The organism is Buttiauxella sp. WJP83 (assembly GCF_027594725.1).
In the GTDB taxonomy this organism is placed as follows: domain Bacteria; phylum Pseudomonadota; class Gammaproteobacteria; order Enterobacterales; family Enterobacteriaceae; genus Buttiauxella; species Buttiauxella selenatireducens.
In genome coordinates, this window is the sequence record NZ_CP110080.1 from 1684710 (window position 1) to 1710106 (window position 25397).

Genomic DNA, 25397 nt, shown 5'->3' on the forward strand with positions numbered 1-25397 from the left:
TCTTTTAAGCGGGTCGCACGTTTTGCAGAACATCGCAGCGCTGTTTTACCGCTTCATGCAGCAGGCGCACGGTGGTTGAAAGCTGTTTGCGGTGTGGACAAATCATATTAAGCGGAACGCTATCGCCCTGATACTGCGGCAAAATAATCTTCAGACGACCTTCGTTAACGTCTTCACTGACATCCAGCCAGGATTTATAGGCAATCCCTTCACCCGCGACGGCTAACCGGCGAATCACTTCCGCATCATCACTCATCATCGCGCTTTTTACCGCGACATAGTGTGCGTCGCCATTCAGGCTGAGCGTCCATTTATCATAAACCCGCCCGCGAATCGCATAGGTCAGCGCGTCATGCGATACCAGATCGCTGAGGGCTTTAGGCTCGCCGCAACGTTCGAGATACGATGGCGCTGCCACGATAACCCGGTGGTTATGCGGGGCAAGCGGTAATGCCACATAAGAGGCGTCGTCGTTATTGCCATAACGGAAAGCCACATCCACCGGATCTCTAAACACGTCGGTCACTTGGTCGGAGAACAATATTTTCAACTGCAGTGCCGGATGTTCACGGCGAAAGGCCTGAAATACCGCCAGCAACAGATTGCGCCCGAGGTCGGAAGGAACTGCAATTTGCAGCACGCCACGCACTTCGTCACGTGCAGGTTGGATTTGCTCAAATCCTGCTTCCAGAGTTTGTAGGGTGCTGATGGCGTACGGCAGCCAGATTTCACCTTCTGGCGTCAGCCTCAGGCTGCGCGTCGAACGGGCGAAGAGACGGATATTCAGCGATTGCTCAAGGCGTTTGATGGCGGTGCTGACCTGCGCAGGCTGCAATCCTGCTTCGCGCGCGGTGTCGCTAAAACTGTTTAAGGCAGCGGCCCTGACAAACAAAGTGAGGTCTTCCAACCTGAGCATTTTAACTCTCCGAGTATAAGTGTTGTTTTGTAGGGACTATTTTTCGCCCGCAACACACCTTGTACCATGAGTTTATTCATTTAGTCTCTGGAGCACCCAATGAAAGCTATCGCTATTACTCAGGCCGCGCAGGCGGGCAGCAATGTAGATTTTCTCAGCGAGGTCACTTTACCGACACCTGTCGCATCAGGCCATGATTTACTGGTCGAAGTGAAAGCCATTTCGGTGAATCCGGTGGATACCAAAGTCCGCGCGGGTTTTAAAGCTGACCAGCCACGAGTGTTGGGTTGGGATGCGGTCGGTGTGGTGGTCTCAACGGGTGAAGCCGTCACTCTGTTTAACCCGGGTGATGAAGTGTGGTACGCCGGTTCGTTGACTCGTCCTGGAAGCAATAGTGAATTCCAACTGGTGGATGAGCGCATCGTGGCACTGAAACCTAAATCCATTGATAACGCGTCTGCCGCCGCACTGCCTTTAACAGCGATCACGGCATGGGAAATGTTGTTTGACCGTCTGGGGGTAAAAGAAGGCGGGAATGAAAACGAAGTGCTGCTGATTGTAGGCGCGGCGGGTGGCGTGGGTTCAATTTTGACGCAGCTGGCGCGTCAGCTCACCAACATCACCGTAATTGGCACGGCTTCGCGTCCACAAAGCCAAAAATGGGTCACTGATTTAGGCGCGCATCACGTTATCGACCACAGCAAACCGCTGGCGGAAGAACTGGCGCGTATTGGAGTGAAGCATGTTACCCACGTTGCAAGCCTGAATCAGACTGAGCAGCATTACACGCAGTTGATTGAGGTGCTGGCACCACAAGGGAAACTGGCGCTGATTGACGACCCTGAGACGCTGGATGCGCGTCCGCTGAAGGTGAAAAGCATTTCACTGCATTGGGAATTTATGTTTACCCGTTCAATGTTCGAAACTCACGACATGATCGAGCAGCACCATCTGTTGTCTCGCGTGGCTGAATTGATTGACCAGCGCGTGCTGCAAACGACCCTTGGCGAACATTTCGGCACCATTAATGCCGCAAATTTGCGTCGGGCCCATGAATTAATTGAAACCCATCGCGCGGTCGGTAAAATCGTGCTCGAAGGTTTCTAACTTCATAATAATCATAACGAAAAATATACAGGTAATATGATGGATATCATTCAATCAGCAGCATCACGCTATTCAACTAAAGCATTTGACCCAAGCAAAAAAATCAGTGACGGAAACATTGAAAAAGTGAAGGAGTTACTGCGCCTGAGCCCGTCCAGTACTAACTCACAGCCGTGGCATTTTATTTTGGCCAGCACGCCAGAAGCCAAAGCGCGCATTGCTAAGGCGACAGCGGGTTTTTACGTCTTCAACGAACGCAAAGTACTTGATGCTTCGCATGTTGTGGTGTTCTGTGCCAAAACCAGCATCGATGAGCAGCATCTCTCCACGCTGCTGGATAAAGAAAATGCGGATGGCCGTTTTGCCAGCCAGCAGGCAATGGAAGGGCAACACAAAGGCCGTTCTTATTTCGTCAATATGCACCGTTTTGATTTGAAAGATGCGCAGCATTGGATGGAAAAACAAGTTTATCTCAATGTCGGGAATTTCCTGTTGGGTGTCTCCACGCTGAACATCGACGCCGTGCCGATTGAAGGTTTTGACGCCCGCATTCTGGATGAAGAGTTTGGTCTGCGTGAAAAAGGCTTCACCAGCCTGGTCATCGTGCCTGTCGGTTATCGCAGCGTGGAAGACTTTAACGCCGCACTGCCAAAATCACGCCTTGAGTTCAGTGAAATCTTAACGGAGTGCTAATCCGACATTTTCAATGCTGCTACAGCGCGAATTAGCGTAGTGACATTCACTGGTGGTGTGTTTTACAGGACGGATCGCCGTTCAGTGCTCACCCCTTCATTGTTTTTTCACCCGCACGAAACTGACCCTGTCGCACATAACCGATATGGTCAGCCATCAGATGGGCTTCATGTTCACTGTGAGTGACCAGCAGCGCTGTTTGCCCCGCATCGCGCAAAATATCCCGCACCTCGCGCCCAAGGCGTTCGCGCGTTTGTTTATCCAGACTGGAAAACGGTTCATCGAGCAGCAGGATCTCGGGATGCGGTGCCAGTGCTCGCGCTAATGCAATACGCTGTTGTTGCCCGCCGGATAATTCGTGTGGGTAGTGGCTGGCATGGCTGTGTAAATCCACCATTCTGAGCAGTTCAGTGACACGTTCATGTTGCTCATCGCGTGGCAGGCGACGCAGTCCAAATGCCACGTTTTGTTGCGCAGTCAGATGCGGGAATAACGCGTACTCCTGAAACACCATGCCGACATGGCGCTTCTCCGGCGGAAGATGAATTCCAGGCGCCGCGACGCGTCGTTGCGAAACATAAATTTCACCGTGTTGCAGTCGTTCAAAACCGGCAACCGCCCGCAGAACGGTCGTCTTGCCACAGCCGGATGCACCCAGCAGGCAGGCCAGTTCACCCTTGCGCACCGACATCGAAAACCCTTTCAGAACCGATTGTTGGCTGTTGCCATAGGCAACGTGCACATCCTGAAGACGTAACGCAATTTCTGACATAAGTCGTTCCTCTAGCCCTGACGCGTCATCTGGTGACGCACCAGTAAAATAACCGGTAACGTGCCCGTGAGAACGATCATCAAGGCGGCGATAGCCCCTTCTTCGTAGGTTCCCCGCGCCGCTTCTGCGTATAACAGTGTCGCTAACGTCTCAAAGTTTACCGGGCGCAAAAGTAAGGTAGTCGGCAGTTCTTTCATGGCATCGGCGAACACCAATAATGCACTGCTGACAAGCGCTGGGCGCAGCAACGGGAAATGAATCCTGGCAAAGGTTCCTGCGCCATTTTCCCCGAGCAATCTTGATGCATGTTCCAGAGAGGGAGGAATGCGGCTAAGCCCGGAGTCCAGCGCGCCAATGGCAATGGCCTGAAAACGCATCGCACAACAGATGACCAATAAGATACCGGCAGACATGAGCGGTAAACCGCGAATCTCGAGCAAGTCCGCCAGCCATCTGTCCACAGCCATCGCTGGAGTGAGAAAACCAATTGCCAGTATGGTGCCTGGAACCGCGTAACCCAATGACGCAAGACGCATGACACCACGGCGAAAGCCTGACATCGTGTTGTCTGCCGCACTGTGGCGCGCGCTCCATGCCACCAGTAAACTGACGCAAACCACTACCAACGTGGTTCCCGCCGCTAGTGACAAGGTATTTTGTAACGCAGAAAGCAACGAAGGTGAGAGCGGGTTTTGTTCACCCAAACGTTTAATACTCTCCCACGCCAGAAAAATCACCGGCGCAACAAAGCCCAGAATGACGGGCAGGGCGATAACAGTACCAAGCAACCAGCCACGCCAACCGCGCACCGGTGTTGGTTGAATCTCACGTAGGTTTCGGCTGCTAAACCCTTGCTTTTTACGGCCATAAAACTCAAGCGTCAGGATGCAGAAAATAAACATCAACATCATGCAGGCGATTTGCGCCGCCGAAGCCAAATCTGAACGCGAAATCCAGGTGGTATAAACCGTGACGGTTAAGGTTTGAACACCAAGAAATTCAGATGCACCAATATCATTGAGCGTTTCCAGAAGCGCCAGACTGATTCCGACTGCCAGCGCCGGGCGGGCCATCGGCAGTGCCACGCGAAAGAAGGTGCCCGCCGCGCTGCATCCTAATGTGCGAGCCGCCTCCAACAGATGCGCAGGTTGGCTGATAAACATGGCGCGCGTGGTCAGGTAGACGTACGGATACAGCACCAGGCCCAACAGAATAATCGCACCCGGAAGTGAACGTAAGTCAGGAAGGCGGAACTGTCGCGGGCTGTCATATCCAAGCAAAAAGCGGATGAATGTTTGCATCGGGCCGATGGGATGGAGCAAATCGAGCCAGGCGAAGGCCACGATATAGGTCGGCATGGCCAGCGGCAATAACAGCGCCCAGGTAAGGATCTTACGCCCTGGGAAATCCCATGCCGTTACGGCCCAGGCGCTACCCACGCCAATCACGCCCACGATGACCGCAACGCCTGCCAGCAACAGCACGGTATTTTTTAGCACCGAGGGAAGGACAAAATTGACCAGGTTTTCCCAGTGCGAAAAATCAGCCTGTGTTGCCTGCCAGATAAGCGCAACGATAGGCATCAGCACACCTAATGCGACACATAATGCGGCAAGGTGCAGAGGCGTTAAGAGTGACTGCGGCCCGGAAACCAGGCCGCGTAACGTCGGAAGACGAAGGGTTTTATTGATCGAATCCAACTTTATCTACCAACAGGCTCGCTTGTTTACGATGTTTCACGATCTCGGTTAAAGGGATTTTATCAACATCAATTTCACCGATAGTTGCGCTAATGACCGGGTCAAGATTCACCCCTTTCAGAACCGGATACTCAAAGTTCGCTTTGGCATAAATCTGTTGGGCTGGAGCAGAAACCAGGTATTCCATCAGTTTCACTGCTTCAGCTTTGTTTGGCGCATAACGAGCCACAGCAGCCCCACTGATATTGACGTGTGTGCCACCTTGTTCGAAGGTTGGTTTCACCACTTTAATGGCATCGCCCCACTTGCGTGCATCGCTGCCTTCTTTGGCGTTTTTCATGTGGCCAATATAGTAGGAGTTAGCCAGACCGATATCGCAAATACCCCCGAGAATGTCGCGCGCCACATCACGATCGCCACCGGTAGCTTTACGCGCCAGGTTAGCCTTCACACCACGCAGCCACTCTTCTGTTTTTGCTTCACCATGGTGAGCAATCATGGCGGCGATTAGGGCGGTGTTATACGGATGCTGTCCGGAACGAATACAAACTTTGCCTTTGTATTCAGGGCTTGAAAGTTGCTCGTAATGCCAGTTATCAATGGGCAGGGATTTGTCTGCATAGAGCACACGGGCACGCATTGAAAGCGCGAACCACTGATTATCTTCGCCACGAAGGTTAGCCGGAATGGCGGTTTTGAGCATGGCCGAGTCCACTGGCTGCGTGACGCCTGCTTCAACTAAATCAATGAGATTACCCGCATCGACGGTCATCAGCAGGTCGGCAGGGGAGTTTTTCCCTTCCGCTTTGACGCGCTCAAGCATGCCGTCTTTGATGTAAACCGTATTGACTTTCACGCCGCTGGATTGTGTCCAGCTATCCAGCAATGGCTGAATAAGACCGGGTTCACGGGTGGTATAAAGTGTGAGATCGCCTTGAGCAAAAACCGGCAGGCTGACGGAGAAAACCAGAGCGGATGCAAGCGTGATACGTCGCAGTCCGGTGCGAGGCTGAGCAAACTCATTCATCGTTATATATCCCTGAGTGATTTGAACTTATCGGATTCAGAGCAGAGAGGCATCCCTGCAGGCTGGCGCAAGATAAATGATAATCACTATTGTTTACAATCGCGCAAGAGCACAGAACGTCAACATTTACATAACTTTAACTGGAAGGGTTTGCTGGGTCACACTGATTGATACAACGGAGATTTCACGAACAGGAGTGTTGTTTCCAAAAAGCAAAAAGCCCGCTTAGTTTCCTAAGCAGGCTTCTTAAATTTGGCTCCTCTGACTGGACTCGAACCAGTGACATACGGATTAACAGTCCGCCGTTCTACCGACTGAACTACAGAGGAATCGTTTGAACGAGGCAAATAGTAACGTCACGTTCAAAAAGAGTCAATAACAAAAATAACATGTTGATTCAGATGATTAAATTAAGCTCAACTTGTTGAATTAATGCACCGTATTTCCGTGAGATGTTGAGTTGTTTTCACTCTCGCGTAACCGTAACAATGGGTTTTGGCCATAAAACTGGCAAAATCGCTGATAAAGCGAAGGGAAACGTGGGGCGAAAAGCTCAGGTGCGCTGAAAAAATACTCTGAGAGCACTGCAAAACATTCTGCCGGTTCCGACGCTGCATAGGCATCAATGCTCGCGGCGTTTTCGCCAACCATGTCAATTTCGTCCTGAATGTTGCTCATTGCTGCATGGAGGTCATGTTCCCAGCCGGCAACCTCACGCAGGGCAATTAACGGGATCCCACTGGCACGATCGCCATTGCGCATATCCAGCTTATGAGCCACTTCATGGAAGACCAGATTAAACCCGGAGGCGTCAAAGGAGTCCTGCACGTCAAGCCAGTTAAGCACAATCGGGCCTTGCTGCCAGCTTTGGCCGGACTGAACAACGCGCTGATTATGAACAAGGCCAATGTCATCTTGCCATTCGTCATCGACCACAAACGGAGCGGGGTAGATGAGGATCTCATGAAAACCATCCAGCCACTCAATACCTAGCTCCAACACCGGCAAGCAGAACAGTAGCGCGATACGCGCACTTTTTAGATCATCAAGCTCAAAGCCTTGCAAAGGCACCAGGCGTTTTTGCTGTAAAAAACGGTCCGCCAGACGGATCAACTTATCTTGTTCGGCAGGCGTAAGCGTTGCCAGAACAGGAATGGACAAAGCCTGCTCCCACGGCAGTGCTGTGACAGCAGATGAATCACTTGCTTTCCAGGGCCACTTAATCATGTTGCTCGCTCGCAAAGTCATCTCTTGAACGGAAAACTACTATACCGTGACTGTGAAAATGCCGCACTAGTGGGGCACATGGCAGCGACCTGAACAGGACCGCCCGAGAAAACGATTAGAACGTATTCTCTGTGTCATTATTCAAACACTTACCAAAAAACCTTTCAACGACACGAGTCACAGTTGAGTGGATGGGCTTAATTTATTTCTTTTTTGAATGGTTTTAAGAACGATTAGGGATGAGATCTGTGAATGAAGGATTATCGAAGCGGTAAAGTAAAAAGCCCGCAGTGCGGGCTTTGGATTAACAAACAACCAGTTTGTTTGAGATTAGAACTGGTAAATCATACCAATGCCAACAACGTCATCAGTGGAAATACCCGCTGCTTTGTAGAAGTCATCATCGTTGTCTAGCAGGTTGATTTTGTAATCAACATAGGTAGAGAAGTTTTTGTTCAGGTAATAGTTCGCGCCCACAGAGACGTATTTAACCAGGTCTTTGTCATTCCAGTCGCTCTTATTGTCACTCACTAAATCCTTACCTTTAGATTGCAGGTAAGAGATTTCTGGACGCAGACCGAAATCGAACTGGTACTGAGCAGTGACTTCAAAGTTCTGGGTTTTATTGGCAATGTTGGTATCACCATCACCAAACGGTGTCATGTTACGTGTTTCGGCGTACATCGCTGCCAGGTAGATATTGTTAGCGTCGTATTTCAGACCAACAGTCCAGACATCGGCTTTTTCGCCACCCGCAAGACTGCCACTTTGCTGTTCGTTGGTACGATCCGAGGAAGCGTATGCAGCACCGGCATTGAAGCCCATACCGAAATCATAGGTAGTAGAAATACCCCAGCCATCGCCGTTATCTTTACGCATGGAGCTGCTATCCCCACTGCGATTACCGGTGCCTTCCTGGTCAAACAAACCATTTTTGCCTTCGTTAGCCCCCTGGTACTGGATAGCGAAGTTCAGACCGTCAACCTGACCAAAGAAGTTGTTGTTACGATAAGTCGCCACGCCATTCGTACGGCCGGTCATAAAGTTGTCGGTATTGGTATAGGAGTCACCGCCAAACACAGGCAACATATCGGTCCAGGCTTCAACGTCGTAGACCACGCCGTAGTTACGACCGTAATCGAATGAGCCGTAGTCACCAAATTTCAGACCAGCGAAGCCCAGACGAGTTGCACTCTGATTGCTGCTGCTTTCAGTATCATTAGCTTGAATGTTGTATTCCCACTGACCATAACCGGTCAGTTCGGAATTGATCTGAGTTTCACCTTTAAAACCAAGACGGACATAAGTCTGATCGCCATCATCGCCAGCGTTGTCAGAGAATTGATGACGCGCATCAACCTTGCCGTATAAATCAAGCTTATTACCATCTTTATTGTAAATTTCCGCCGCGTGTGCAGTACCCATTGCCAATAATGCAGGGATCACCAATGCCAGTGCTGTTCTTTTCATTTATATATTCCTTTAAATCATAATCATTATGAATAATTAATCGTATGGCTTCCTCAAAAAACGCATTAATCTTATTACAGGTAGTTCAATATATTTATCTGCAATCATGTAACTGTATTGGTTCAAATAATACAAAGTGTGTCTGAAGGGTGTGAGTGTAACTCATTGATTTTTAAAAATATTAACATTAATTAAGACTATTCTAATTTATAATTAATATATATTTATAAGGTATTATATGAAATTGTAATTCATTTCGTGCTGTATTATATCGGAATGATTAAATGTTATTTAATATAAGGTTTATCGAATCTTAAACATAGGTTTTAAAGGTGATAACTTTTATTTTATAAACGTTTTATATAATATGAAGCGCACTTTATTTTTCGTGAATATACGTGGGTTAATAAATGCTCAAATGTAACTTTATTGTTAATGTCATGAAAAACAACATTATATCTTACAATTTTAAGACTCATCCTAATTAAAACGGGCACTTTAGCCTGTCAAAAAACAGCAAAAATGTGATAAAAATCACATAAGGGAGATGGGACACCCATCGCATAAACAAGCTAAGCAATTGAGAGACTTATGTCAGACGTTATGGACGCGAAACCGACCCGCACACCGGGTGGGAAATTGGCACTGTGGTTGTTTTATGGATTTTGCCTGTACACGGTTTGGGCTGTACTGCGTTACTTCTGGGTAGTGAGCGACGTCACCGGTGGGGATATGGGTTCGCTGGGGGGGAAACTTCTTGGCGCATTAATGGGTTTACTGGTTTTGGGATCGGTTGCGGCATTATTAGGTTGCCTTGCCTGGTACACGCGAGCCAGATGAAAATCCCCGTTGTCTTTCGAAGTACTCGAAATCCAAAAGGTATAAATCGTGCCAGGGTGAGCTATTGTCAGGGTAGAACTTGCTAATTCTGTGATCTTGTACTCATATTAAGTACCGGGTCCAGCTACGAAGTAAGGAGTACGTATGCCGATAGCCCTCTGGCAAGCGCGTTTTGAAGAGTATTTGCACCACAACTGGTTGCAGGACGATAAAGCCCACGATGTGGCCCATTTCCGGCGAGTATGGAAAACCGCGCAACAAATCATGGAAACGACAGAAGCCGACCGGCTGGTGGTACTCACCGCGTGTTACTTCCATGACATCGTCAATTTGCCGAAAAATCATCCCGAGCGACACCTCGCTTCCACACAGGCAGCACAAGAAACACTGCGTATTCTTGATGTGCATTTTCCTGATTTTCCTCATCCGCTATACGATGCGGTTGCTCATGCGGTGCGTGCGCACAGTTTCAGCGCTGCCATTACGCCGCAGACCCTTGAAGCGAAAGTGGTGCAAGATGCTGACCGTCTGGAGTCATTAGGCGCAATAGGGCTTGCCCGCGTGTTTTACACTTCAGGCGCTTTAGGTCGCCCCTTGTTTGATAGCGAAGACCCACTCGCACATGGCCGTGAACTGGACGACGCCACCTACGCACTCGACCATTTCCAGAAAAAACTATTGAAACTGCCTGAAACCATGCAAACCGAAGCGGGACGAAAACTGGCCCATTACAATGCTGATTTTTTAGTGCATTACATGGCTAAGCTGTGTGCTGAACTCAAAGGCGATTACTACGGTATTGAAAGCAAGGTCGTCGAACAATTTACGTCCAACAAACGCTCTTCATAAAAATTTCGTTCTAAAATTTTCGTTCTAAAAATAAAAGGATGCCCGCATTGTTTGCGGGCCGTTCTGTTTTTCTCTGGGTCAAATCAGTGATAGAGTTGCACTCTATTTTCCCTGAATTGGTTCATGATGAACGACTTCGACGCTATTGCCGAGCAACTCTCACAACAATCGCACCACCAGCAACAACAGCAACTGGAAGAAGACTACGCCTTAGTGGGCCGTATTCTGGAAATCTATGACCAGAAAACCGTGGCTCATCATTTGCGCCAGGTCAGCGGAGACTGGACTCGCGAATCGCTAAACCGTTGGGTTAACCGCAAGACATCGCCTCGCACACTGACTCCAGCCGAAAGCACAATGCTGCAAAGTATGTTGCCTCCACAACCTGCGCACCATGGAAAGTACGCGTTTAAATTCGTCGATTTATTTGCGGGCATTGGCGGTATTCGTAGCGGATTCGAAGCGATTGGCGGGCAATGCGTGTTTACCAGCGAGTGGAATAAATTTGCGGTGCGCACTTATAAAGCCAACTGGTATTGCTGTCCTGAAAGTCATCAGTTCAATCAGGATATCCGTGACGTCACCCTCAGCCACCGGGATGATGTCAGCGATGAGCAAGCCACTGCGCATATTCAGGCGACGATGCCCGATCATGATGTGCTGCTGGCCGGTTTCCCCTGCCAGCCGTTTTCTCTAGCCGGTGTGTCGAAGAAAAATGCGCTGGGCCGTGCTCACGGGTTTGCATGCGAAACGCAGGGTACGCTGTTCTTCGATGTTGCTCGCATCATTGACGCGAAACGACCTGCCATTTTTGTACTGGAAAACGTCAAAAATTTAAAAAGCCACGATAAAGGCAACACCTTCCGTATCATCATGGAAACTCTGGATAACCTGGGTTACGAAGTCTCTGATGCGGCAATCATGGGGGCAGGTGACCCTAAAATCATCGACGGTAAAAATTTCCTGCCGCAACATCGCGAACGAATTGTGCTGGTCGGTTTCCGCCGGGATCTTAATCTGCATCACGATTTCACGCTGCGTAAACTTAGCGAGTGTTACCCAAAACGTCGCCCAACATTTGGTGAATTACTTGAACCCGCGGTGGACGCGAAATATATCCTGACGCCGACGCTCTGGAAGTACCTCTACAATTACGCGAAAAAGCACCAGGCTAAGGGGAATGGTTTTGGTTACGGTCTGGTTGACCCAACGAACCCAACGAGTGTGGCCCGGACTTTATCCGCGCGTTACTACAAAGACGGCGCAGAAATCCTCGTGGATCGTGGTTGGGACAAGTCGCAGGGAGAGGCCGATTTTGATAATGCAGAGAATCAGCGCCGCCGCCCACGCCGCTTAACGCCGCGTGAATGTGCGCGACTGATGGGGTTTGAAACGGTTCAGGGGAACGCGTTCCGTATTCCGGTCTCTGATACTCAGGCTTACCGGCAGTTTGGTAACTCGGTGGTGGTCCCTGCTTTTGCTGCGGTGGCAAAGCTACTTGAGCCGAAAATTAAGCAGGCGGTCAAAAAGCGCCTGACCAAGTAACTCAACAATAGCGCGCATGATTTGCGTGTACATAAAAGGAAAACCGATGGTTGATGTACACAGCAAAGCGGTTCGTAGCAAGAATATGCGTGCTATTGCGACACGCGATACGGCAATTGAAAAACGTCTCGTCACGTTATTAAGCGAATGTGGATTTTCCTATCGCGTACAGGATGCAACGCTTGCCGGGAAACCCGACATGGTTATTGATGAGCAGCGTTGCGTTATTTTTGCGCACGGTTGTTTCTGGCATCACCATCATTGCTACTTGTTTAAAGTTCCTGCCACGCGTACCGAGTTTTGGTTGGATAAAATAGGCAAGAATGTCGAACGCGATAAGCGCGATGTACGGCGTTTATTAAGTGAAGGGTGGCGAGTGCTTCTGGTGTGGGAATGTGCGCTGCGTGGCCGTGAGAAACTGAATGATGTCGCACTTTGCGAACGTCTTGAGGAATGGATTTGTAGCGGCGGGCATCATGCACAAATCGACACCCTTGGAATACACGAGCTTGACGACGACGGGTGGCAGCAGCCACCCGAAAGCTGATTACTTTTCTACCTCACAGATGGTCACTACCGGCTTTGGGGGCAGCAGATATTTCCCCAGTGTCACCAACACCACCGCAAAGATAATCACGCCAAGGGCCAGCCATTCCACAGGGGATAAACTTTCCCCGGCAAAACCCGTTCCCAATAACACCGCAACGACCGGATTGACGTAGGCGTAACTGGTGGCAACCGCGGGCGCGACATTACGAATCAGATACATGTATGCGCTGATGGCAATAATCGAACCAAACAGAGAAAGATAAGCGACTGCCGCGAAACCCGCAGGCGTTGGCATAGAGGTCAGACGCTCGCCGGTTAACGCCGAGGCCGTCAGCAAAACAATCCCTGCGGCCAGCATTTCAACGGCTCCTGCCATTAAGCCAGTCGGCAATTCAATGCGTGACCCGTAGACCGAACCGAAGGCCCAGCTTAATGAGCCAATCAAAATCAAAATTGCGCCCCATGGATTCCCGCTCAGGTTTCCTCCGCTGTTAAGCAACACGATACCGCCCAGACCAATGGCGATCCCAAGCCATTCCAGCTTACGGGTCTGAATACCAAACAAGCGGCTAAAACACAGCGTAAAGAGGGGAACGGTGGCCACCATCACGGCGGCAATGCCAGAAGGAACATGTTGATGCTCAGCAACCGTAACAAAACCGTTGCCAACCGCCAGCAATAATACGCCAATTAACGCAGCGTTAAGCATGGGACGCAGGGCAGGTAATTTATGGCCCCGCAGCAACAAAACCGCCATGAGAAGGACACCTGCGACCATGAATCGCACACCGGCCATCATAAATGGAGGCAAGCTTTTCACCCCGATGGCGATCGCAAAGTAAGTGGAACCCCAGATGATATACAACGCAAACAATGCAGCAACAAGCGGCAGCAACTGACCCGAACGAACGCGCATACTTCCTCACGGCTTTTTAGTAATAAGGCTAATAGTTAACGTCAAAACCGTCGTTCTGGCGAGGATTTTACTTGTTGTAAGATTGTTAATTTTTATTGACAGCGGACTTTGATTTTCGTGAGCGACCTTTTGTTCCATACTGAGTACAAACTAACAAAGAAGGATACTTATTTTGGCTGGAAGTAGCTTACTAACACTGCTGGATGATATCGCCACCTTGCTGGACGATATTTCGATGATGGGCAAACTGGCTGCGAAGAAAACGGCGGGGGTGCTGGGCGATGATCTGTCGCTCAATGCGCAACAAGTTTCTGGCGTGCGGGCTAACCGCGAACTACCGGTGGTCTGGCAGGTGGCGAAGGGTTCCGCCATTAATAAGGTGATCCTCGTTCCGCTGGCGTTAATCATCAGTGCTTTTGCTCCTTGGGCCATTACACCTTTATTGATGATTGGTGGGGCATTTCTTTGTTATGAAGGCGTGGAGAAAGTTGTTCACTCCCTGCATGCGCGTAAACACAAAGAAACACCGGAAGCCCGACAACAGCGACTGGACGATATTGCCGCCCAGGACCCGCTAATTTATGAAAAAGATAAAGTCAAAGGGGCCATTCGCACCGACTTTATTCTCTCGGCAGAAATTGTCGCGATTACATTAGGGATTGTTGCAAGCGCTCCTTTGCTTAACCAGGTGTTGGTGCTGTCAGGGATTGCAATAGTGGTAACCGTCGGGGTTTATGGCCTGGTAGGCATCATCGTGAAACTTGATGACCTCGGTTTCTGGCTGGTTGAAAAAGGTTCGATGGTCGCACGCGGCATCGGTAAAGGGCTGTTAATACTGGCGCCGTGGCTGATGAAATTCTTATCGGTCGTTGGGACATTGGCGATGTTTTTGGTCGGCGGCGGTATTCTGGTTCATGGTATTCCGATGCTTCATCACGCCATTGAAAATTGGGCACAGAAAATGGGTGGCATCGTGCATTTGCTGGGGCCAACGGTGGCAAATCTGATTATCGGATTTATCATCGGGGCCATTGTATTGGCAGTGGTAAACGCGTTAAGTCGCCTGCGTAACAGCACAGTTCACTAATTTTTTATCGTTATTTTCATTTAAATCCAGGCAAAAAAGCAGGTCATTGTCTATAACTGTAGAAGTTTTCACCCCTGATACAGGAGGCAGTTATGGTCTTTTTGGTCAGCGATGAAGTCCAACCTAAGAATGGTGGCCCAAGGATGATTGTTACCGGGTTTTCCAGCGGTATGGTGGAGTGTCGTTGGTATGATGGTTATGGCGTAAAACGTGAGGCCTTCCGAGAGGATGATTTGGCCCCACTGACAACAGGGAGCGTGTCACAAGGATAAAGATGAATCGCCCGGTCAATGACCGGGCGATTTTTTTTCCTGACCCCCGTCCGCCTGTGGAGTGATATACTTTTCGCGAATATATTTACCCTTGAAAATCACTCTGGGTGATAATCTACGACACTATTACTAAGAACCGTCCCATGCCTTGCGAGAAAAAGACTACGGCAGCTGTGACTGGCGATAAGATGATTGCGGTATCAGGGAGAGTGTGAGTGTTTGGCGAGGTAATTCAGCGCGATATCAGCCGTTTCAAAAATCCACGAAATATAGTTAACCTTTGTTTTATAGTGGTTTTTATCTTTTCCACGGTACTGACGTGGCGTGAAGCTGTGGTGCTTGAAGGGGCATACGTCGCTAACCAACGCAACAGCCTCGATAACGTCGCAACTCTGCTGGACAGACAACTTCAGCACAACATCGATAATTTGCTGTTTTATCGCAATACCATGTTCTACGCGCTGCAATCCCCGATCTCAACGGACCGAACCCGTAAATCCCTCGCCGAGTTTGATCTTTTACGCACCGAAGCGTTCTGGCAACTGCGCCTCGATTTAAATCGCAGTTTGCCGGTAAATGGCGTTTCGGACGAGTTTGTTAACAGCAATCCGTTGCTCGACCGCAATGATGAGACGGTTCACACGGAACTCAGTTCAGCGCTCGAATTGAGCTATATCATGCGCTTATCCGACCGGTCACGACTGTTACCGCAGCGGATATTCTATGCTTCGCGAAGCGGCTTTTTCCTGACTAACACCCCCTCAACCAATGATCCGAAGATCATTTCTTTGTATCAACGTTTAATCTCGCAACCCTATTTTTCCTCGCAATCGCCGCAAAATAATCCCTCTCGGGCATTGCGATGGACACACACATTTGATGCGAACAGCACCACCGGGCAGATCATTACGGCGGCAATTCCCCTGGACTTCAATGGCCGCTGGTACGGCATTCTGGCATTCGATTACCCGATTGACTCACTGCATGATTTTTTACAACAAGCCAAATATGACGATCATGAAGGCACGGTGTTGCTCTATGACAACGAACTCAACCCTATCGCCACCTCGGCTCAACAGCTGCCGAAACATGAATTATTTACTGCGCCTCAGTTGGCACAAATTGCCAGTGTCGTGACGGCAGCAAAACCTGGGGAGCAGGGCGAATTACGCATGGACAGCCGTTTTATCACGTGGGCGAAGCTCAACAACTTTGACGGCTTGCTGGTAAAAGTGCATACCCTGGAAGAGGGAGTTCAAGGTGAGTTTGGTCGCATCAGTATTGTGCTCAGCGTTCTGTGGATGCTGTTTACGCTTATGTTGGTTGTTTCCTGGATTGTGATCCGTCGCCTGGTGAATAACATGTTCAGCCTGCAAAAAACGCTGACCTGGCGTGCGAATTACGACACATTAACGCGCTTATACAATCGCGGGGCTTTCTTCGAAATTGCGCAAAAATTGTCACAGGAATGCAAGCTGCAAGCCCAGCCATTCTCTGTTATTCAGATGGACCTCGATCTCTTTAAAAGCATCAACGACCGTTTTGGGCACAACAGTGGCGATAAAGTCCTGGCCCATGCAGCAGCGATGCTCAGTGATGCGTTTCGTCAGGGAGATGTCGCCGGGCGCGTTGGCGGAGAAGAGTTTTGTATCGTTCTGCCTGACACGACGCTTGAAGAAGCGGTAAAAGTGGCTGAACGCATCAGAGTGCGTATCAATACTAAAGATCTGCTGTTAAAGCAGGGCAATACGACGAGGATCAGCGCATCCTTCGGCGTCAGCAGCGCTCAGGAATTCAACGATTACGATTTTGAACGGCTGCAATCCCACGCAGACCATCGCTTGTACAAAGCGAAACAGGACGGGCGCAATCGGGTCTGTAGCCACGATTAAGTCAGCGCGATTTTATCGTGATGAAGTGGTCAAGACCCTCTCTCCATCCTTCAGGGCCATAATTCTGGCTGCGATACACGCGCTGCGGATTGTCATTCTTCAGCGTGATGGGTTGGCGGCTGTAGCCTTTCACGACGACCGCATAATCGACGCTATCCAGTAATAAAGCATCACTTGGGCTGTCGCCGAGCCCAATCGTTATGTGCCTTTTCCCTTCACGTTGCTGATATTGCAGTTGCAGCCAATGTACCGCGTGATCTTTACCCGCCTGCATATCGAGCACATGCCAGAATCGTCCGCCTTGTAACATCATTAAACCAAGTGATGCGAGCTGCTCGCTAAACGCCGTCATCATGTCGTCGCTATCGCGCCAGATTAATGTTTCCGATGCTTCGCTGAGCTTAGCAAGGCTTGCCTGTTTTCGTGTCAGCCCCGTCAGTTCGCAAAGGGTATTCTCGTCAACATCGGCAAAACAGGTGAACTTAAAGCCAAATTTCTGCCGTAGCTTATCAAGCAGAGAAAACAGTTCTTCATGGCGGATTCCGGTAAACAGGCGAGGGTAGTCGTCACTGTCACTCCATCGCGTATCAAGCTGAATCACCGCGCCGTTTTCCGCGATAAATGCCTGCCCCGTTAATGACAATTCATGTTGCCATTCCATCATTTCAGCGGCACATTTTGCGCTGCATAAAATCAAGGGGATGTCGTGTTGGCGCAACATGCTGATCCACTGACTGGCGGCTTCCCACCGATAGGAGTGATGCTCCAGCAGCGTGCCATCCAGATCTGAAATGATTAATAACGGATCGTGCAAATATGGCATGGAGCGTCTCCTGAAATTCAAAAATGAAGATCCTGATGGTTAAGATTTTTCTCAATTAGATCAATAACACTAATCATATAGAGGTACGCAAAATTTTACCGGAAGCCGCGTCAGGCAAGAAATGCCTGCGCTTTTTCACCTGGCCATAGTCGAAATCTATATATACATATGGTGAATATTTCATTGTTTTGAAATAAAACTGAGGTATGGTGAACGCACATCAGATTTCCTGGTGTAACGAATTTTCAAGTGCTTCTTGCTAACGCAAGTTTAGTCCCGGCTTTCTCGCCGGGATTCTTTTATACCTGTTAGGTCTCTAGCGGTTCACTTCATTAACGCTAAAATCGTGTATATCCAGCTCAAAGGCTTCCGCGAGTTCGGAGTAGGTATGCCATGTGCGGCCATCGATACTCACCCGATGGGGATCATCGCTATCGCTCGCACGTGTAACTTCACTTTCGCTTATCTCATTGATGGCTGCCAGCAACGCATCGACATCGATACGTGCCGTGTCATTGAGGTCTTTCGCGCTCTTCATGCCGTCGTCCTCCTGGGGTGTACCCGAGATTAAGTATAGACGCTTAAATAAACCCTTAAGGTTGGGCATCACCCGATGCGAATGAGTCGTTTTTGATCTAAACTGGCACAAAGCAACTGGAGGGATTTTGTTATGAATATCAACGATCGCGTCACAGTAAAAACCGATGGTGGCCCTCGTCGGCCAGGCGTGGTGTTAGCGGTAGAACAGTTTAGCGAAGGTACGATGTATCTGGTGTCGCTTGAGGAGTATCCGCTGGGGATCTGGTTCTTTAACGAGTTAGGACACCCGGACGGTATTTTTGTCGAGCATTCGGAGTAGACGCCTGGGCGGATTAGCATGCGCTATCCGCCTCCATCAAACCGCTGGCGGACCAGAAATCACAGGCTAGCGCAAATTAACAAAAATACCATTGGTCACATTATCCGTCAGTCGGACCACGTGATAGATCACTTGCTTATTATGCGTTTTTATCTTCCTCTTTATATTTCCCTTATGCGATGACACCGTTTTAGCTTTTATATTCATCTGGTCTGATATTTGAATTGTGCCTTGCCCAGACATCCACATTTTGAGCATATTTGACTCAGTTCGGCTTAATGATAACGTGGGTAAATTAATATGGCCGATGCAATGCGCATTTTTTGCTAAATATTCAGAAAGAATTTCATCTAAAGACTCTGGCTTTATTGATTTGGAACTGATTAACAGATTATTCCGAACCAAAAGATATTCATCAAAATGAACGTTCGCTATCGCCATAAAGACCAGGAATAAAGTATTGGGATGCTGATTAATGATCTGCTTAATTTTCTCGCTGCTTTGAGCATCATGGATGAAACAGTCTTCATTAATAAACACCACATTGGGCGTCTGAGACTCGCAGGCTTGCGTCAGTTCCTCGATAGTCTCCACGTTGGTCATCTGTCGTTTTCGTATGCCACGGCTGGTTAAATATCCTGTTAATCCTAGCCGGGTATAACTGCATAAATCCATAATGATTGTTGACATAACCCCCACCCGTAATTAAGTATTTTATATCCGTCAGACTTCGAGCTACAGAGATGTCCTGCCCCTCGAATTATTTAGGAAATAGGCGCAATAACTATCCAGTAAAGCCATGTATAATTTGCTAAGAAAGTTCTCAAAGTAAAGTGAATATTACATTTTGTGAGATAGCTAAAAGCATATAAGCCGCGCCGGATATATCCTGGTGGATGTTATTTAAGAAATCTTTTAGGAATATCCTCAGTAAGACGCTACAAAGAATGTGGAATTAATTTGCGGGTATTTCGCTCACAATATCTGCGAGCAAATTAAATACTTCACTAAATAAATGTTCAGTGAATGGAGCCATTAAAGGAATTAAGGCCGTCATGACTAACATACCCACCGCAAGCGTGAGCGGAAAACCTATGACGAACACGGAAAGTTGCGGGGACATACGGTTAAGTAAACCGAGGGCGATGTTCAATGTCAGCAGTAATGTAATCAGCGGGAGCGCCAACATTAAGCCGTTAATGAAGATTAAACCGCCTGCGCGCGTCAGCGCCATAAAGGCGTTACTGTTGATCGGATTTCCGCCGATGGGCAGGGTGTGAAAAGTGTCGACCAGCATCGAAATCAGCCATAAATGGCCGTTAAACACCAGAAATAGCAACATTGCCAGCATGTCCATAAAACGTGCCAGTACCGGCATGTTCAGGCGGCTACCAGGGTCAAAGAAGGTGGCAAAAGACAAGCCCATCTGTAGACCGATGATTTCTCCGGCAGTACGAATGGCGGCAAAGGCAAACTGCATGGTGAAGCCCAGCGCAATGCCAATCAAAATTTGCTGTGCACCAAGCCAGAAACCAGCAGCCGAGAAAATGGTCACATTCGCTGCGGGTATCGTTGGGGCAATTATCCAGGTGATCATTATCCCAAGGCCAATTTTCACCTTCTTAGAAATTGATCGTTCGCTCAGAATCGGGGCGGTGGAGATCAGGGCCATAATGCGCAGAAATGGCCAGAATCCCATGCTCAGTAATGTGAGCCATTGCCCGCTATCAACATGAATCATCCAATGTTCATCGGGATATTTGTGAGCAGCGTGCGCATGTAATCCAGCAGCAGATTGAGCATCCATGGCCCAGCCACGATAATCGTGACAAACACGGCCAGAATTTTAGGGATGAACGAAAGAGTCATTTCGTTAATCTGCGTGGCGGCTTGTAGCATGCTGATGATAAGACCTGTGACCAATGCCACCATCAACAACGGTGCAGCGAGCGCCAAAGCCACTTTCATCGCTTCGGTGCCCATCATCATGACCGACTCAGGAGTCATCTTTTTTCCCTCTAACTGTAGAAACTCTGTGCCAGCGAGCCGACCAGCAGTTGCCAGCCATCCACCAATACAAACAGCATTAATTTAAAGGGCAGGGCAATGGTTGCCGGTGGCACCATCATCATCCCCAGCGCCATCAGCACGCTGGCGATCACCAGGTCGATAATCAAAAACGGAATGAATACCGTAAAGCCAATCTGGAAGGCCGTTTTCAGCTCGCTGGTGACATAAGCCGGGAGCAATATGCGCATTGGCACCACTTCCGGGCCTTCGAGCGGTGGCGTATTGGCCAGGCGGGCAAATAACGCCAGATCGGCTTCACGAGTTTGGCGCAGCATGAACTCGCGAAGGGGCTGCGAACCTTTTTCCAGCGCTTCATCCATCTGGATTTTGTTCTCGCTAAACGGCTGATAGGCGTCGGTATAAATTTTATCGAATACCGGAGCCATAATGAAAAAGGTCAAAAACAGCGCCAGCCCAAGCAGTACCTGGTTTGGCGGTGCTGACGGGGTGCCTAACGCACTGCGTAGCAGACCAAAAACAATAATGATGCGCGTGAAGCTGGTCATCATCAGCAGGATGGCCGGTAAAAAAGTCAGCGAGGTTATAAAAACCAGCGTCTGAACCGGTAGCGTCCAGCTTTGACCGCCGTTGGACATCGGCTGGCTAATAAGCCCTGGCAGTTGAGCAACAGCGGCTGGCATCACTAACAGCAGGCCGAGCAACGAGAAGGGCAGCCAACGTTTCATCAATCTTCCCCGTTACGTTTAAGCATGCTTTTTATCTGGCTAGTTTTCATCAGACTGTGTTTCATCAATTCACGGAAATCAGCAGGGGCCGCAGGAGACACAGCTTCAACCACGGGTGCGGCTGGCAGGGTATGCAAATGGGTGATTTGCCCGCCGGTGACGCCGAGCACCAGACGCGCATCTGCGACATCCACAATCACCACCCGTTCGCGCGGGCCAACGCTGCAACTGGCGCTGACTTTCATCTCTTTGCTGGAGCCCGTTTTGGGAGTGAAACCAAAACGTTTTGCTACCCAGGCAGCCAGCAAGATAAAAATGATAATCGCCGTTAACGCACCACTGACTTGTACCAAAGGTGAACCGGTACTGGTGGCGGGTTGCTGCTGAATGGTTGCCTGATTCTTCATCAATTAACAGCTCATTGAGTTAACGACTCAGACGACGCATACGCTCAGATGGCGTGATGATGTCGGTGATGCGTACGCCGTATTTGTCAGCCACCACTACCACTTCACCTTGCGCAATCAAATACCCGTTGATCAGGATATCCAGCGGCTCGCCTGCGAGGCCATCGAGTGCCACGACCGAACCTTGCGATAAACGCAGCAGTTCTTTAATGGTCATACGCGTTCGGCCCAGCTCCACGGTCAGCTTGACCGGAATGTCCATAATCAGGTCGATGTCCTGCATCGCTCCGGCTATGTCATTGCCTTCCAGCGCACGGAACACGCTATCGGCGGTACTTTTGCTGGTGGAGACTTTTTGTTCGTTTAACGCATCAGCCCACAGATCGTCCACGGAGCCGGCATTGTCGTCGGACGGTTGATTCATATCACTCATTTGGGCTGTTCCTCGTTCAGCGAATTCAGTATCGGGTTGATCAAATGTTCGACGCGCAAAGCGTACTGACCGTTTAGCGTGCCGTACTGACTGGTCAGCACCGGAACACCGTCAACGTGTGCCAGAATTCTGTCCGGTTTATCAATCGGCAGCACGTCGCCAGGTTTCAATTTTAAGATTTGCGACAAACGCAGCGGAATGTCAGCGAAGTTGGCAATCAGTTCCAGCTCGGAATGCTGTACCTGACGCACCAACGTATCGCGCCAGCTTTGGTCTTCCTGGCGGGAGTTTTCCAGCGGCGGATTCACCAATAGCTCGCGCAACGGCTCAATCATGCTAAACGGCAGACAGATATTAAATTCGCCGGTCAGGTTGCCTATCTCGACATGGAACGGGGTATTCACCACGATGTCGTTTGGCGACGTCGTGATATTGGTAAATTTCACCTGCATTTCGGAACGCACATATTCCACATCAAGCGGATAAATGGCTTTCCACGCGTCGCTGTACGATTCCAGCGCCAGCTTCAGCATGCGGTTAATCACACGTTGTTCGGTATGGGTAAATTCCCGGCCTTCCACTTTGGTAGGAAAACGCCCATCGCCACCAAATAGGTTATCAACGGCGATGAAAACCAGGCTGGGTGAAAACACGAACAAACCTGTACCGCGCAGCGGTTTCAGGTGCATCAGGTTGAGGTTGGTGGGGACCGGCAGGTTACGGGCAAATTCGTGATAAGGCTGAATGCGAATCGCCCCGACGGTAATGTCCGGGCTACGACGTAACAGGTTAAACAGCCCCATGCGGAACTGACGGGCAAAACGCTCGTTAATGATCTCCAGCGCCTGTAGGCGTTCACGCACCACGCGACGCTGAGTATTGGGATCATACGGACGAATGTCCGTTTCCGTCGATGCACCCGCAGTCGGTTCATCGCTACTGTCACTGTCGCCATTTAACAGTGCATCAATTTCGGCCTGTGAAAGAATGCTATCGCCCATGGGATTACCGCAAAATAAAGGCGGTATACAGCACGTCGCTGACTACCTGCTGAGGTTGTCCGGCGACCAGCGGCGGAGCCAGCGTATTCTTTATGGCTTCAACCAGCTTTTGTTTGCCTTCATCGGTCGCCAGAGCCGCGCCGTCCTGACGAGAAAACAGCAGCAGTAAGCGACTGCGCACTTCCGGCAAAAATTCGCTCAGACGTTGGCGCGTGCCTTCATCCTTCAGACGTAATGTGACACCGATGTACAAAACGCGGTCAGCATCACCGAGGTTAACGGTGAAAGTATCCAGTGCATAAAACACGGGGGCTGGCGGTGGCTCAGGCGCCTTAGTCTGAGCGGAAGCGGGTTGCTGCTTCATACGCCAGTAGCTGTAACCTGCGGTAGCACACGCAGCAAGAGTAATCAGGACCAGTAACATCATCCAGATGGAGCTCTTGCGGCTTTTTGGCAAAGCGGTGTCAGTCATAAAACGCATCTTTCCTGTATCGGTACTGCATATTGGTTGATTATCACGTGTCTGCAGGCGTTCAAAGGCCCGAAAACAGGTGATTTTTGTTGTTACCTTTCTCGTTTAGCTTAGGGAAAACGGCTCAGGCAAAGATATCCACCGCGTTATTGCCCGAGGCTAAACGTTGAATACTGGCGGGAACGGCCAGTGATTCAGACTCTCCCAACGACGGGAAGCTGCCTGATGAACGCTGCGTTTGTTGTTGCTGTTGGCCAGATTGTTGTTGCTGCTGGGCAAAACTCTCGCTGCTGATACTGCTTTGCCCCAGCTCAATACCGCTTTCAGCAAGTGCAATCCGCAGGTTAGGCAATGTGGCTTCAAGCGCTGCACGCACATGGCTATGGGCTGAAACCATCTGCAATTGCGCCTGGTTATCATCGAGTTTCATGCTGATTTGAATTTGGCCGAGATCTTCAGGATGCAGACGTAATTCAGCAGTTTGCTGGCCCTGGCGTGTGAACATGGTGATGTGCTGGCTCACCGCCTGCTGCCACTCCTGGCTTCCCAACTGTGCGCTAATCTGGGGGGCGACAGGCACAGCAATTTGTGTCGAGGCCGGTGTCGCTACGGTCGCCGTACTGAAGACAGGCGTTGTCACCGTTGATGCGGGAGTCGTATTGTTTGCCGCACCATCACGGCTGCCATTGTCCGCATTGTTTAAAGAGGCGAAAGTTTTAGTCTCCGCAAGGGGTTCGTTGCTGGTGGACGATACGTTTTTCGCCGCAAGCGACTTATCCAGCCCTGCGGTTTTGTCCAACACGCTGGACGTGTCACGTGCATCAGGAGAAAGGGTGTTTTTGATACCGCTGCCCGTAAGCAAAGCATTTAGCGTATTTGCGCTATCGCCATCTGTTTTTGGCTGGAGATTCAGAGTGCTGGCGGTTGGCGTTTGCTGTGGCAACATGGCAAAAAGCGCGCTCAATGCCTGCATATCCGCAAGACTCTGCGGATGGGTTTGATCGTTTTGCGCTTCAATTTGTGAGGCTTTATCGTCGCTGCTCGCTTTCTTCATATCGGAGAGCAGGGCAGATAGCGCTTCCGGTGTGTCAAGATTGTCTAACAGCGAGGCGAGGGACGCTTTTTCATCACCTGTGCTGGTGCCTTTACCGGCAGCTTTATTCAGTGCGGCTTCAAGCGACACCGTTTTGCCATCTGCCAACGTCACCTGGCCGGGTAATGCTTTACCGAGCAGGCTCAGAAAATCTTCACTGAAACCTTTATCCGCAGCGGTTTTGCTACCTGAAGTCGAGCTGCTTACACCATCTGTAGACGTTATCATCAGGGGCTGTGTCATCATTCTGCTTTCCTCAGTGTTGCCCGCTGGGCATATTCATCCATCATTTTTTGATCGAGTTTGTTTTCAGCCAATAACACCTGTGCCGCTTTGCGGTCTTGTAACGTTTGCCAGGCTTGTAATCTTTTTTGCTTCTCTTGCCAGAAATTGAGTGCCTGGCTGACCTTACTGTTCCACTGCATTAATTGTTGACGATGTTGGTCAATGGCTTTCTCAAGAGTCTGAATAAACTGCTGATAGTTCTGCCAACGGTTACTGGCAATGCCTTGACTCATGCTGTCATTCAGGCTGGTGCTGTATTCAAACTGATAGTTAATCAGCATGTTGAGTTGTTCTTCGGCCTGCAGACAGCCACGGCGCATTTCCCCTAAGCGTACTGCAGCGTCATCGACCTCTTTCTCTGCGAGATCGCGCAGGGTATCCAGTGCGGTGCTTTGGTTCATGAAAT

General features: G+C 49.7%; 29 protein-coding genes and 1 tRNA gene. 10 read left to right on the forward strand and 20 right to left on the reverse strand.

Going from position 1 to position 25397, the window contains the following annotated elements:
• Nucleotides 1-4 precede the first annotated feature (4 nt).
• A complete protein-coding gene (locus OH773_RS07805) occupies nucleotides 5-916 on the reverse strand; it encodes a LysR family transcriptional regulator (RefSeq protein ID WP_270144564.1) in 912 nt (303 codons plus the stop codon).
• 99 nt (nucleotides 917-1015) lie between these two features.
• On the opposite strand from OH773_RS07805, the gene OH773_RS07810 reads away from it, so the two are divergent.
• Nucleotides 1016-2023 carry a zinc-binding alcohol dehydrogenase family protein gene (locus tag OH773_RS07810; RefSeq protein WP_270144566.1) on the forward strand — a complete coding sequence of 336 codons (1008 nt, stop codon included), beginning with the start codon at nucleotides 1016-1018 and terminating at the stop codon, nucleotides 2021-2023.
• 39 nt (nucleotides 2024-2062) lie between these two features.
• Nucleotides 2063-2716, forward strand: coding sequence for an oxygen-insensitive NAD(P)H nitroreductase (gene nfsB, locus OH773_RS07815; protein ID WP_270144568.1), 654 nt, complete (start codon nucleotides 2063-2065; stop codon nucleotides 2714-2716).
• Between the two features lie 88 nt (nucleotides 2717-2804).
• Here the strand turns inward: nfsB and OH773_RS07820 are convergent, their stop codons facing one another.
• The 6 genes from OH773_RS07820 to ompC all read right to left on the reverse strand — a co-directional run bounded on the left by OH773_RS07820 (nucleotide 2805) and on the right by ompC (nucleotide 8912).
• On the reverse strand, nucleotides 2805-3488 hold the full coding sequence (locus OH773_RS07820; RefSeq protein WP_270144570.1) for an ABC transporter ATP-binding protein: 684 nt from the start codon (nucleotides 3486-3488) through the stop codon (nucleotides 2805-2807).
• A gap of 11 nt (nucleotides 3489-3499) precedes the next feature.
• Nucleotides 3500-5188 carry an ABC transporter permease gene (locus OH773_RS07825; protein WP_270144572.1) on the reverse strand — a complete coding sequence of 563 codons (1689 nt, stop codon included), beginning with the start codon at nucleotides 5186-5188 and terminating at the stop codon, nucleotides 3500-3502.
• Nucleotides 5172-6215, reverse strand: a complete 1044-nt coding sequence (locus OH773_RS07830) for an extracellular solute-binding protein (protein ID WP_270144574.1) — start codon at nucleotides 6213-6215, stop codon at nucleotides 5172-5174. The genes OH773_RS07825 and OH773_RS07830 overlap by 17 nt, the downstream gene beginning before the upstream one ends.
• 253 nt (nucleotides 6216-6468) lie before the next feature.
• Nucleotides 6469-6544 (reverse strand) — tRNA-Asn (locus OH773_RS07835).
• Between the two features lie 100 nt (nucleotides 6545-6644).
• Entirely contained in the window at nucleotides 6645-7442 is a 798-nt protein-coding gene (gene mtfA, locus OH773_RS07840; RefSeq protein WP_270144577.1) for a DgsA anti-repressor MtfA, read from the reverse strand.
• 330 nt (nucleotides 7443-7772) lie between these two features.
• A complete protein-coding gene (gene ompC / locus OH773_RS07845) occupies nucleotides 7773-8912 on the reverse strand; it encodes a porin OmpC (RefSeq protein ID WP_270144579.1) in 1140 nt (379 codons plus the stop codon).
• Between the two features lie 603 nt (nucleotides 8913-9515).
• Between ompC and drpB the strand changes: the two genes are divergently transcribed.
• From drpB to OH773_RS07865, 4 genes are all read left to right on the forward strand, one after another.
• Nucleotides 9516-9752 (forward strand): cell division protein DrpB, encoded by a 237-nt coding sequence (drpB, locus tag OH773_RS07850; protein WP_183270283.1) that lies wholly within the window; start codon nucleotides 9516-9518, stop codon nucleotides 9750-9752.
• 144 nt (nucleotides 9753-9896) lie between these two features.
• Nucleotides 9897-10601: a phosphohydrolase gene (locus OH773_RS07855; RefSeq protein ID WP_270144581.1), complete on the forward strand. Its 705-nt coding sequence runs from the start codon at nucleotides 9897-9899 to the stop codon at nucleotides 10599-10601.
• Between the two features lie 126 nt (nucleotides 10602-10727).
• The gene (locus OH773_RS07860) at nucleotides 10728-12146 is read left to right on the forward strand and encodes a DNA cytosine methyltransferase (protein WP_270145747.1); all 1419 of its coding nucleotides are present in this window, start codon (nucleotides 10728-10730) and stop codon (nucleotides 12144-12146) included.
• Between the two features lie 46 nt (nucleotides 12147-12192).
• Nucleotides 12193-12693, forward strand: a complete 501-nt coding sequence (locus OH773_RS07865) for a very short patch repair endonuclease (protein WP_270144582.1) — start codon at nucleotides 12193-12195, stop codon at nucleotides 12691-12693.
• Here the strand turns inward: OH773_RS07865 and yedA are convergent, their stop codons facing one another.
• Entirely contained in the window at nucleotides 12694-13611 is a 918-nt protein-coding gene (gene yedA, locus OH773_RS07870; protein ID WP_270144585.1) for a drug/metabolite exporter YedA, read from the reverse strand.
• 172 nt (nucleotides 13612-13783) lie between these two features.
• Between yedA and OH773_RS07875 the strand changes: the two genes are divergently transcribed.
• From OH773_RS07875 to dgcQ, 3 genes are all read left to right on the forward strand, one after another.
• Complete coding sequence (locus OH773_RS07875) at nucleotides 13784-14698, forward strand: DUF808 domain-containing protein (protein ID WP_270144587.1); 915 nt, start codon at nucleotides 13784-13786, stop codon at nucleotides 14696-14698.
• A gap of 92 nt (nucleotides 14699-14790) precedes the next feature.
• Complete coding sequence (locus OH773_RS07880) at nucleotides 14791-14970, forward strand: YodC family protein (protein ID WP_270144589.1); 180 nt, start codon at nucleotides 14791-14793, stop codon at nucleotides 14968-14970.
• A gap of 215 nt (nucleotides 14971-15185) precedes the next feature.
• On the forward strand, nucleotides 15186-16862 hold the full coding sequence (gene dgcQ / locus OH773_RS07885; RefSeq protein ID WP_270144591.1) for a cellulose biosynthesis regulator diguanylate cyclase DgcQ: 1677 nt from the start codon (nucleotides 15186-15188) through the stop codon (nucleotides 16860-16862).
• A gap of 1 nt (nucleotide 16863) precedes the next feature.
• Here the strand turns inward: dgcQ and OH773_RS07890 are convergent, their stop codons facing one another.
• Entirely contained in the window at nucleotides 16864-17685 is an 822-nt protein-coding gene (locus tag OH773_RS07890; RefSeq protein ID WP_270144593.1) for a mannosyl-3-phosphoglycerate phosphatase-related protein, read from the reverse strand.
• Between the two features lie 316 nt (nucleotides 17686-18001).
• Nucleotides 18002-18223, reverse strand: coding sequence for a YodD family peroxide/acid resistance protein (gene yodD / locus OH773_RS07895; RefSeq protein WP_183269760.1), 222 nt, complete (start codon nucleotides 18221-18223; stop codon nucleotides 18002-18004).
• Nucleotides 18224-18355: 132 nt separating this feature from the next.
• Here yodD and dsrB point away from each other — a divergent pair, with 132 nt between their 5' ends.
• Complete coding sequence (dsrB, locus tag OH773_RS07900; RefSeq protein ID WP_183269759.1) at nucleotides 18356-18544, forward strand: protein DsrB; 189 nt, start codon at nucleotides 18356-18358, stop codon at nucleotides 18542-18544.
• Nucleotides 18545-18610: 66 nt separating this feature from the next.
• On the opposite strand, the gene rcsA is transcribed toward dsrB, so the two are convergent.
• The 10 genes from rcsA to fliJ form a co-directional block, all read right to left on the reverse strand.
• Nucleotides 18611-19234 carry a transcriptional regulator RcsA gene (gene rcsA / locus OH773_RS07905; protein WP_270144597.1) on the reverse strand — a complete coding sequence of 208 codons (624 nt, stop codon included), beginning with the start codon at nucleotides 19232-19234 and terminating at the stop codon, nucleotides 18611-18613.
• A 265-nt stretch (nucleotides 19235-19499) separates the two neighbouring features.
• Complete coding sequence (gene fliR / locus OH773_RS07910; RefSeq protein WP_270144599.1) at nucleotides 19500-20285, reverse strand: flagellar biosynthetic protein FliR; 786 nt, start codon at nucleotides 20283-20285, stop codon at nucleotides 19500-19502.
• Complete coding sequence (gene fliQ, locus OH773_RS07915; protein ID WP_064545507.1) at nucleotides 20282-20551, reverse strand: flagellar biosynthesis protein FliQ; 270 nt, start codon at nucleotides 20549-20551, stop codon at nucleotides 20282-20284. The genes fliR and fliQ overlap by 4 nt, the downstream gene beginning before the upstream one ends.
• 11 nt (nucleotides 20552-20562) lie before the next feature.
• Nucleotides 20563-21300, reverse strand: a complete 738-nt coding sequence (gene fliP / locus OH773_RS07920) for a flagellar type III secretion system pore protein FliP (protein ID WP_270144604.1) — start codon at nucleotides 21298-21300, stop codon at nucleotides 20563-20565.
• Nucleotides 21300-21707 carry a flagellar biosynthetic protein FliO gene (fliO, locus tag OH773_RS07925; protein ID WP_270144606.1) on the reverse strand — a complete coding sequence of 136 codons (408 nt, stop codon included), beginning with the start codon at nucleotides 21705-21707 and terminating at the stop codon, nucleotides 21300-21302. The genes fliP and fliO overlap by 1 nt, the downstream gene beginning before the upstream one ends.
• Nucleotides 21708-21726: 19 nt before the next feature.
• Complete coding sequence (gene fliN, locus OH773_RS07930; RefSeq protein ID WP_270144608.1) at nucleotides 21727-22140, reverse strand: flagellar motor switch protein FliN; 414 nt, start codon at nucleotides 22138-22140, stop codon at nucleotides 21727-21729.
• Nucleotides 22137-23141 carry a flagellar motor switch protein FliM gene (fliM, locus tag OH773_RS07935; protein WP_183269753.1) on the reverse strand — a complete coding sequence of 335 codons (1005 nt, stop codon included), beginning with the start codon at nucleotides 23139-23141 and terminating at the stop codon, nucleotides 22137-22139. Before fliM ends, fliN begins: the two co-directional genes overlap by 4 nt.
• A gap of 4 nt (nucleotides 23142-23145) precedes the next feature.
• The gene (gene fliL, locus OH773_RS07940) at nucleotides 23146-23613 is read right to left on the reverse strand and encodes a flagellar basal body-associated protein FliL (RefSeq protein ID WP_270144611.1); all 468 of its coding nucleotides are present in this window, start codon (nucleotides 23611-23613) and stop codon (nucleotides 23146-23148) included.
• A gap of 124 nt (nucleotides 23614-23737) precedes the next feature.
• Complete coding sequence (locus tag OH773_RS07945; protein WP_270144613.1) at nucleotides 23738-24952, reverse strand: flagellar hook-length control protein FliK; 1215 nt, start codon at nucleotides 24950-24952, stop codon at nucleotides 23738-23740.
• Entirely contained in the window at nucleotides 24949-25392 is a 444-nt protein-coding gene (gene fliJ, locus OH773_RS07950) for a flagellar export protein FliJ (protein ID WP_270144615.1), read from the reverse strand. Before fliJ ends, OH773_RS07945 begins: the two co-directional genes overlap by 4 nt.
• Nucleotides 25393-25397 lie beyond the last annotated feature (5 nt).

Excerpts from the sequence above, each read along its gene's own strand:
- OH773_RS07860 (WP_270145747.1), top strand. The coding sequence starts at position 10,728 with ATGAACGACTTCGACGCTATTGCCGAGCAACTCTCACAACAATCGCAC.
- yodD (WP_183269760.1), bottom strand. The coding sequence starts at position 18,223 with ATGAAGAGCGCGAAAGACCTCAATGACACGGCACGTATCGATGTCGAT.
- ompC (WP_270144579.1), bottom strand. The coding sequence starts at position 8,912 with ATGAAAAGAACAGCACTGGCATTGGTGATCCCTGCATTATTGGCAATG.
- OH773_RS07855 (WP_270144581.1), top strand. The coding sequence starts at position 9,897 with ATGCCGATAGCCCTCTGGCAAGCGCGTTTTGAAGAGTATTTGCACCAC.
- fliR (WP_270144599.1), bottom strand. The coding sequence starts at position 20,285 with ATGATTCATGTTGATAGCGGGCAATGGCTCACATTACTGAGCATGGGA.
- fliO (WP_270144606.1), bottom strand. The coding sequence starts at position 21,707 with ATGAAGAATCAGGCAACCATTCAGCAGCAACCCGCCACCAGTACCGGT.
- drpB (WP_183270283.1), top strand. The coding sequence starts at position 9,516 with ATGGACGCGAAACCGACCCGCACACCGGGTGGGAAATTGGCACTGTGG.
- OH773_RS07805 (WP_270144564.1), bottom strand. The coding sequence starts at position 916 with ATGCTCAGGTTGGAAGACCTCACTTTGTTTGTCAGGGCCGCTGCCTTA.
- rcsA (WP_270144597.1), bottom strand. The coding sequence starts at position 19,234 with ATGTCAACAATCATTATGGATTTATGCAGTTATACCCGGCTAGGATTA.
- fliJ (WP_270144615.1), bottom strand. The coding sequence starts at position 25,392 with ATGAACCAAAGCACCGCACTGGATACCCTGCGCGATCTCGCAGAGAAA.
- fliM (WP_183269753.1), bottom strand. The coding sequence starts at position 23,141 with ATGGGCGATAGCATTCTTTCACAGGCCGAAATTGATGCACTGTTAAAT.
- OH773_RS07890 (WP_270144593.1), bottom strand. The coding sequence starts at position 17,685 with ATGCCATATTTGCACGATCCGTTATTAATCATTTCAGATCTGGATGGC.
- OH773_RS07830 (WP_270144574.1), bottom strand. The coding sequence starts at position 6,215 with ATGAATGAGTTTGCTCAGCCTCGCACCGGACTGCGACGTATCACGCTT.
- fliQ (WP_064545507.1), bottom strand. The coding sequence starts at position 20,551 with ATGACTCCTGAGTCGGTCATGATGATGGGCACCGAAGCGATGAAAGTG.
- fliP (WP_270144604.1), bottom strand. The coding sequence starts at position 21,300 with ATGAAACGTTGGCTGCCCTTCTCGTTGCTCGGCCTGCTGTTAGTGATG.
- OH773_RS07810 (WP_270144566.1), top strand. The coding sequence starts at position 1,016 with ATGAAAGCTATCGCTATTACTCAGGCCGCGCAGGCGGGCAGCAATGTA.
- dsrB (WP_183269759.1), top strand. The coding sequence starts at position 18,356 with ATGAATATCAACGATCGCGTCACAGTAAAAACCGATGGTGGCCCTCGT.
- mtfA (WP_270144577.1), bottom strand. The coding sequence starts at position 7,442 with ATGATTAAGTGGCCCTGGAAAGCAAGTGATTCATCTGCTGTCACAGCA.
- yedA (WP_270144585.1), bottom strand. The coding sequence starts at position 13,611 with ATGCGCGTTCGTTCGGGTCAGTTGCTGCCGCTTGTTGCTGCATTGTTT.
- OH773_RS07865 (WP_270144582.1), top strand. The coding sequence starts at position 12,193 with ATGGTTGATGTACACAGCAAAGCGGTTCGTAGCAAGAATATGCGTGCT.
- fliL (WP_270144611.1), bottom strand. The coding sequence starts at position 23,613 with ATGACTGACACCGCTTTGCCAAAAAGCCGCAAGAGCTCCATCTGGATG.
- nfsB (WP_270144568.1), top strand. The coding sequence starts at position 2,063 with ATGGATATCATTCAATCAGCAGCATCACGCTATTCAACTAAAGCATTT.
- OH773_RS07820 (WP_270144570.1), bottom strand. The coding sequence starts at position 3,488 with ATGTCAGAAATTGCGTTACGTCTTCAGGATGTGCACGTTGCCTATGGC.
- OH773_RS07945 (WP_270144613.1), bottom strand. The coding sequence starts at position 24,952 with ATGATGACACAGCCCCTGATGATAACGTCTACAGATGGTGTAAGCAGC.
- OH773_RS07880 (WP_270144589.1), top strand. The coding sequence starts at position 14,791 with ATGGTCTTTTTGGTCAGCGATGAAGTCCAACCTAAGAATGGTGGCCCA.
- fliN (WP_270144608.1), bottom strand. The coding sequence starts at position 22,140 with ATGAGTGATATGAATCAACCGTCCGACGACAATGCCGGCTCCGTGGAC.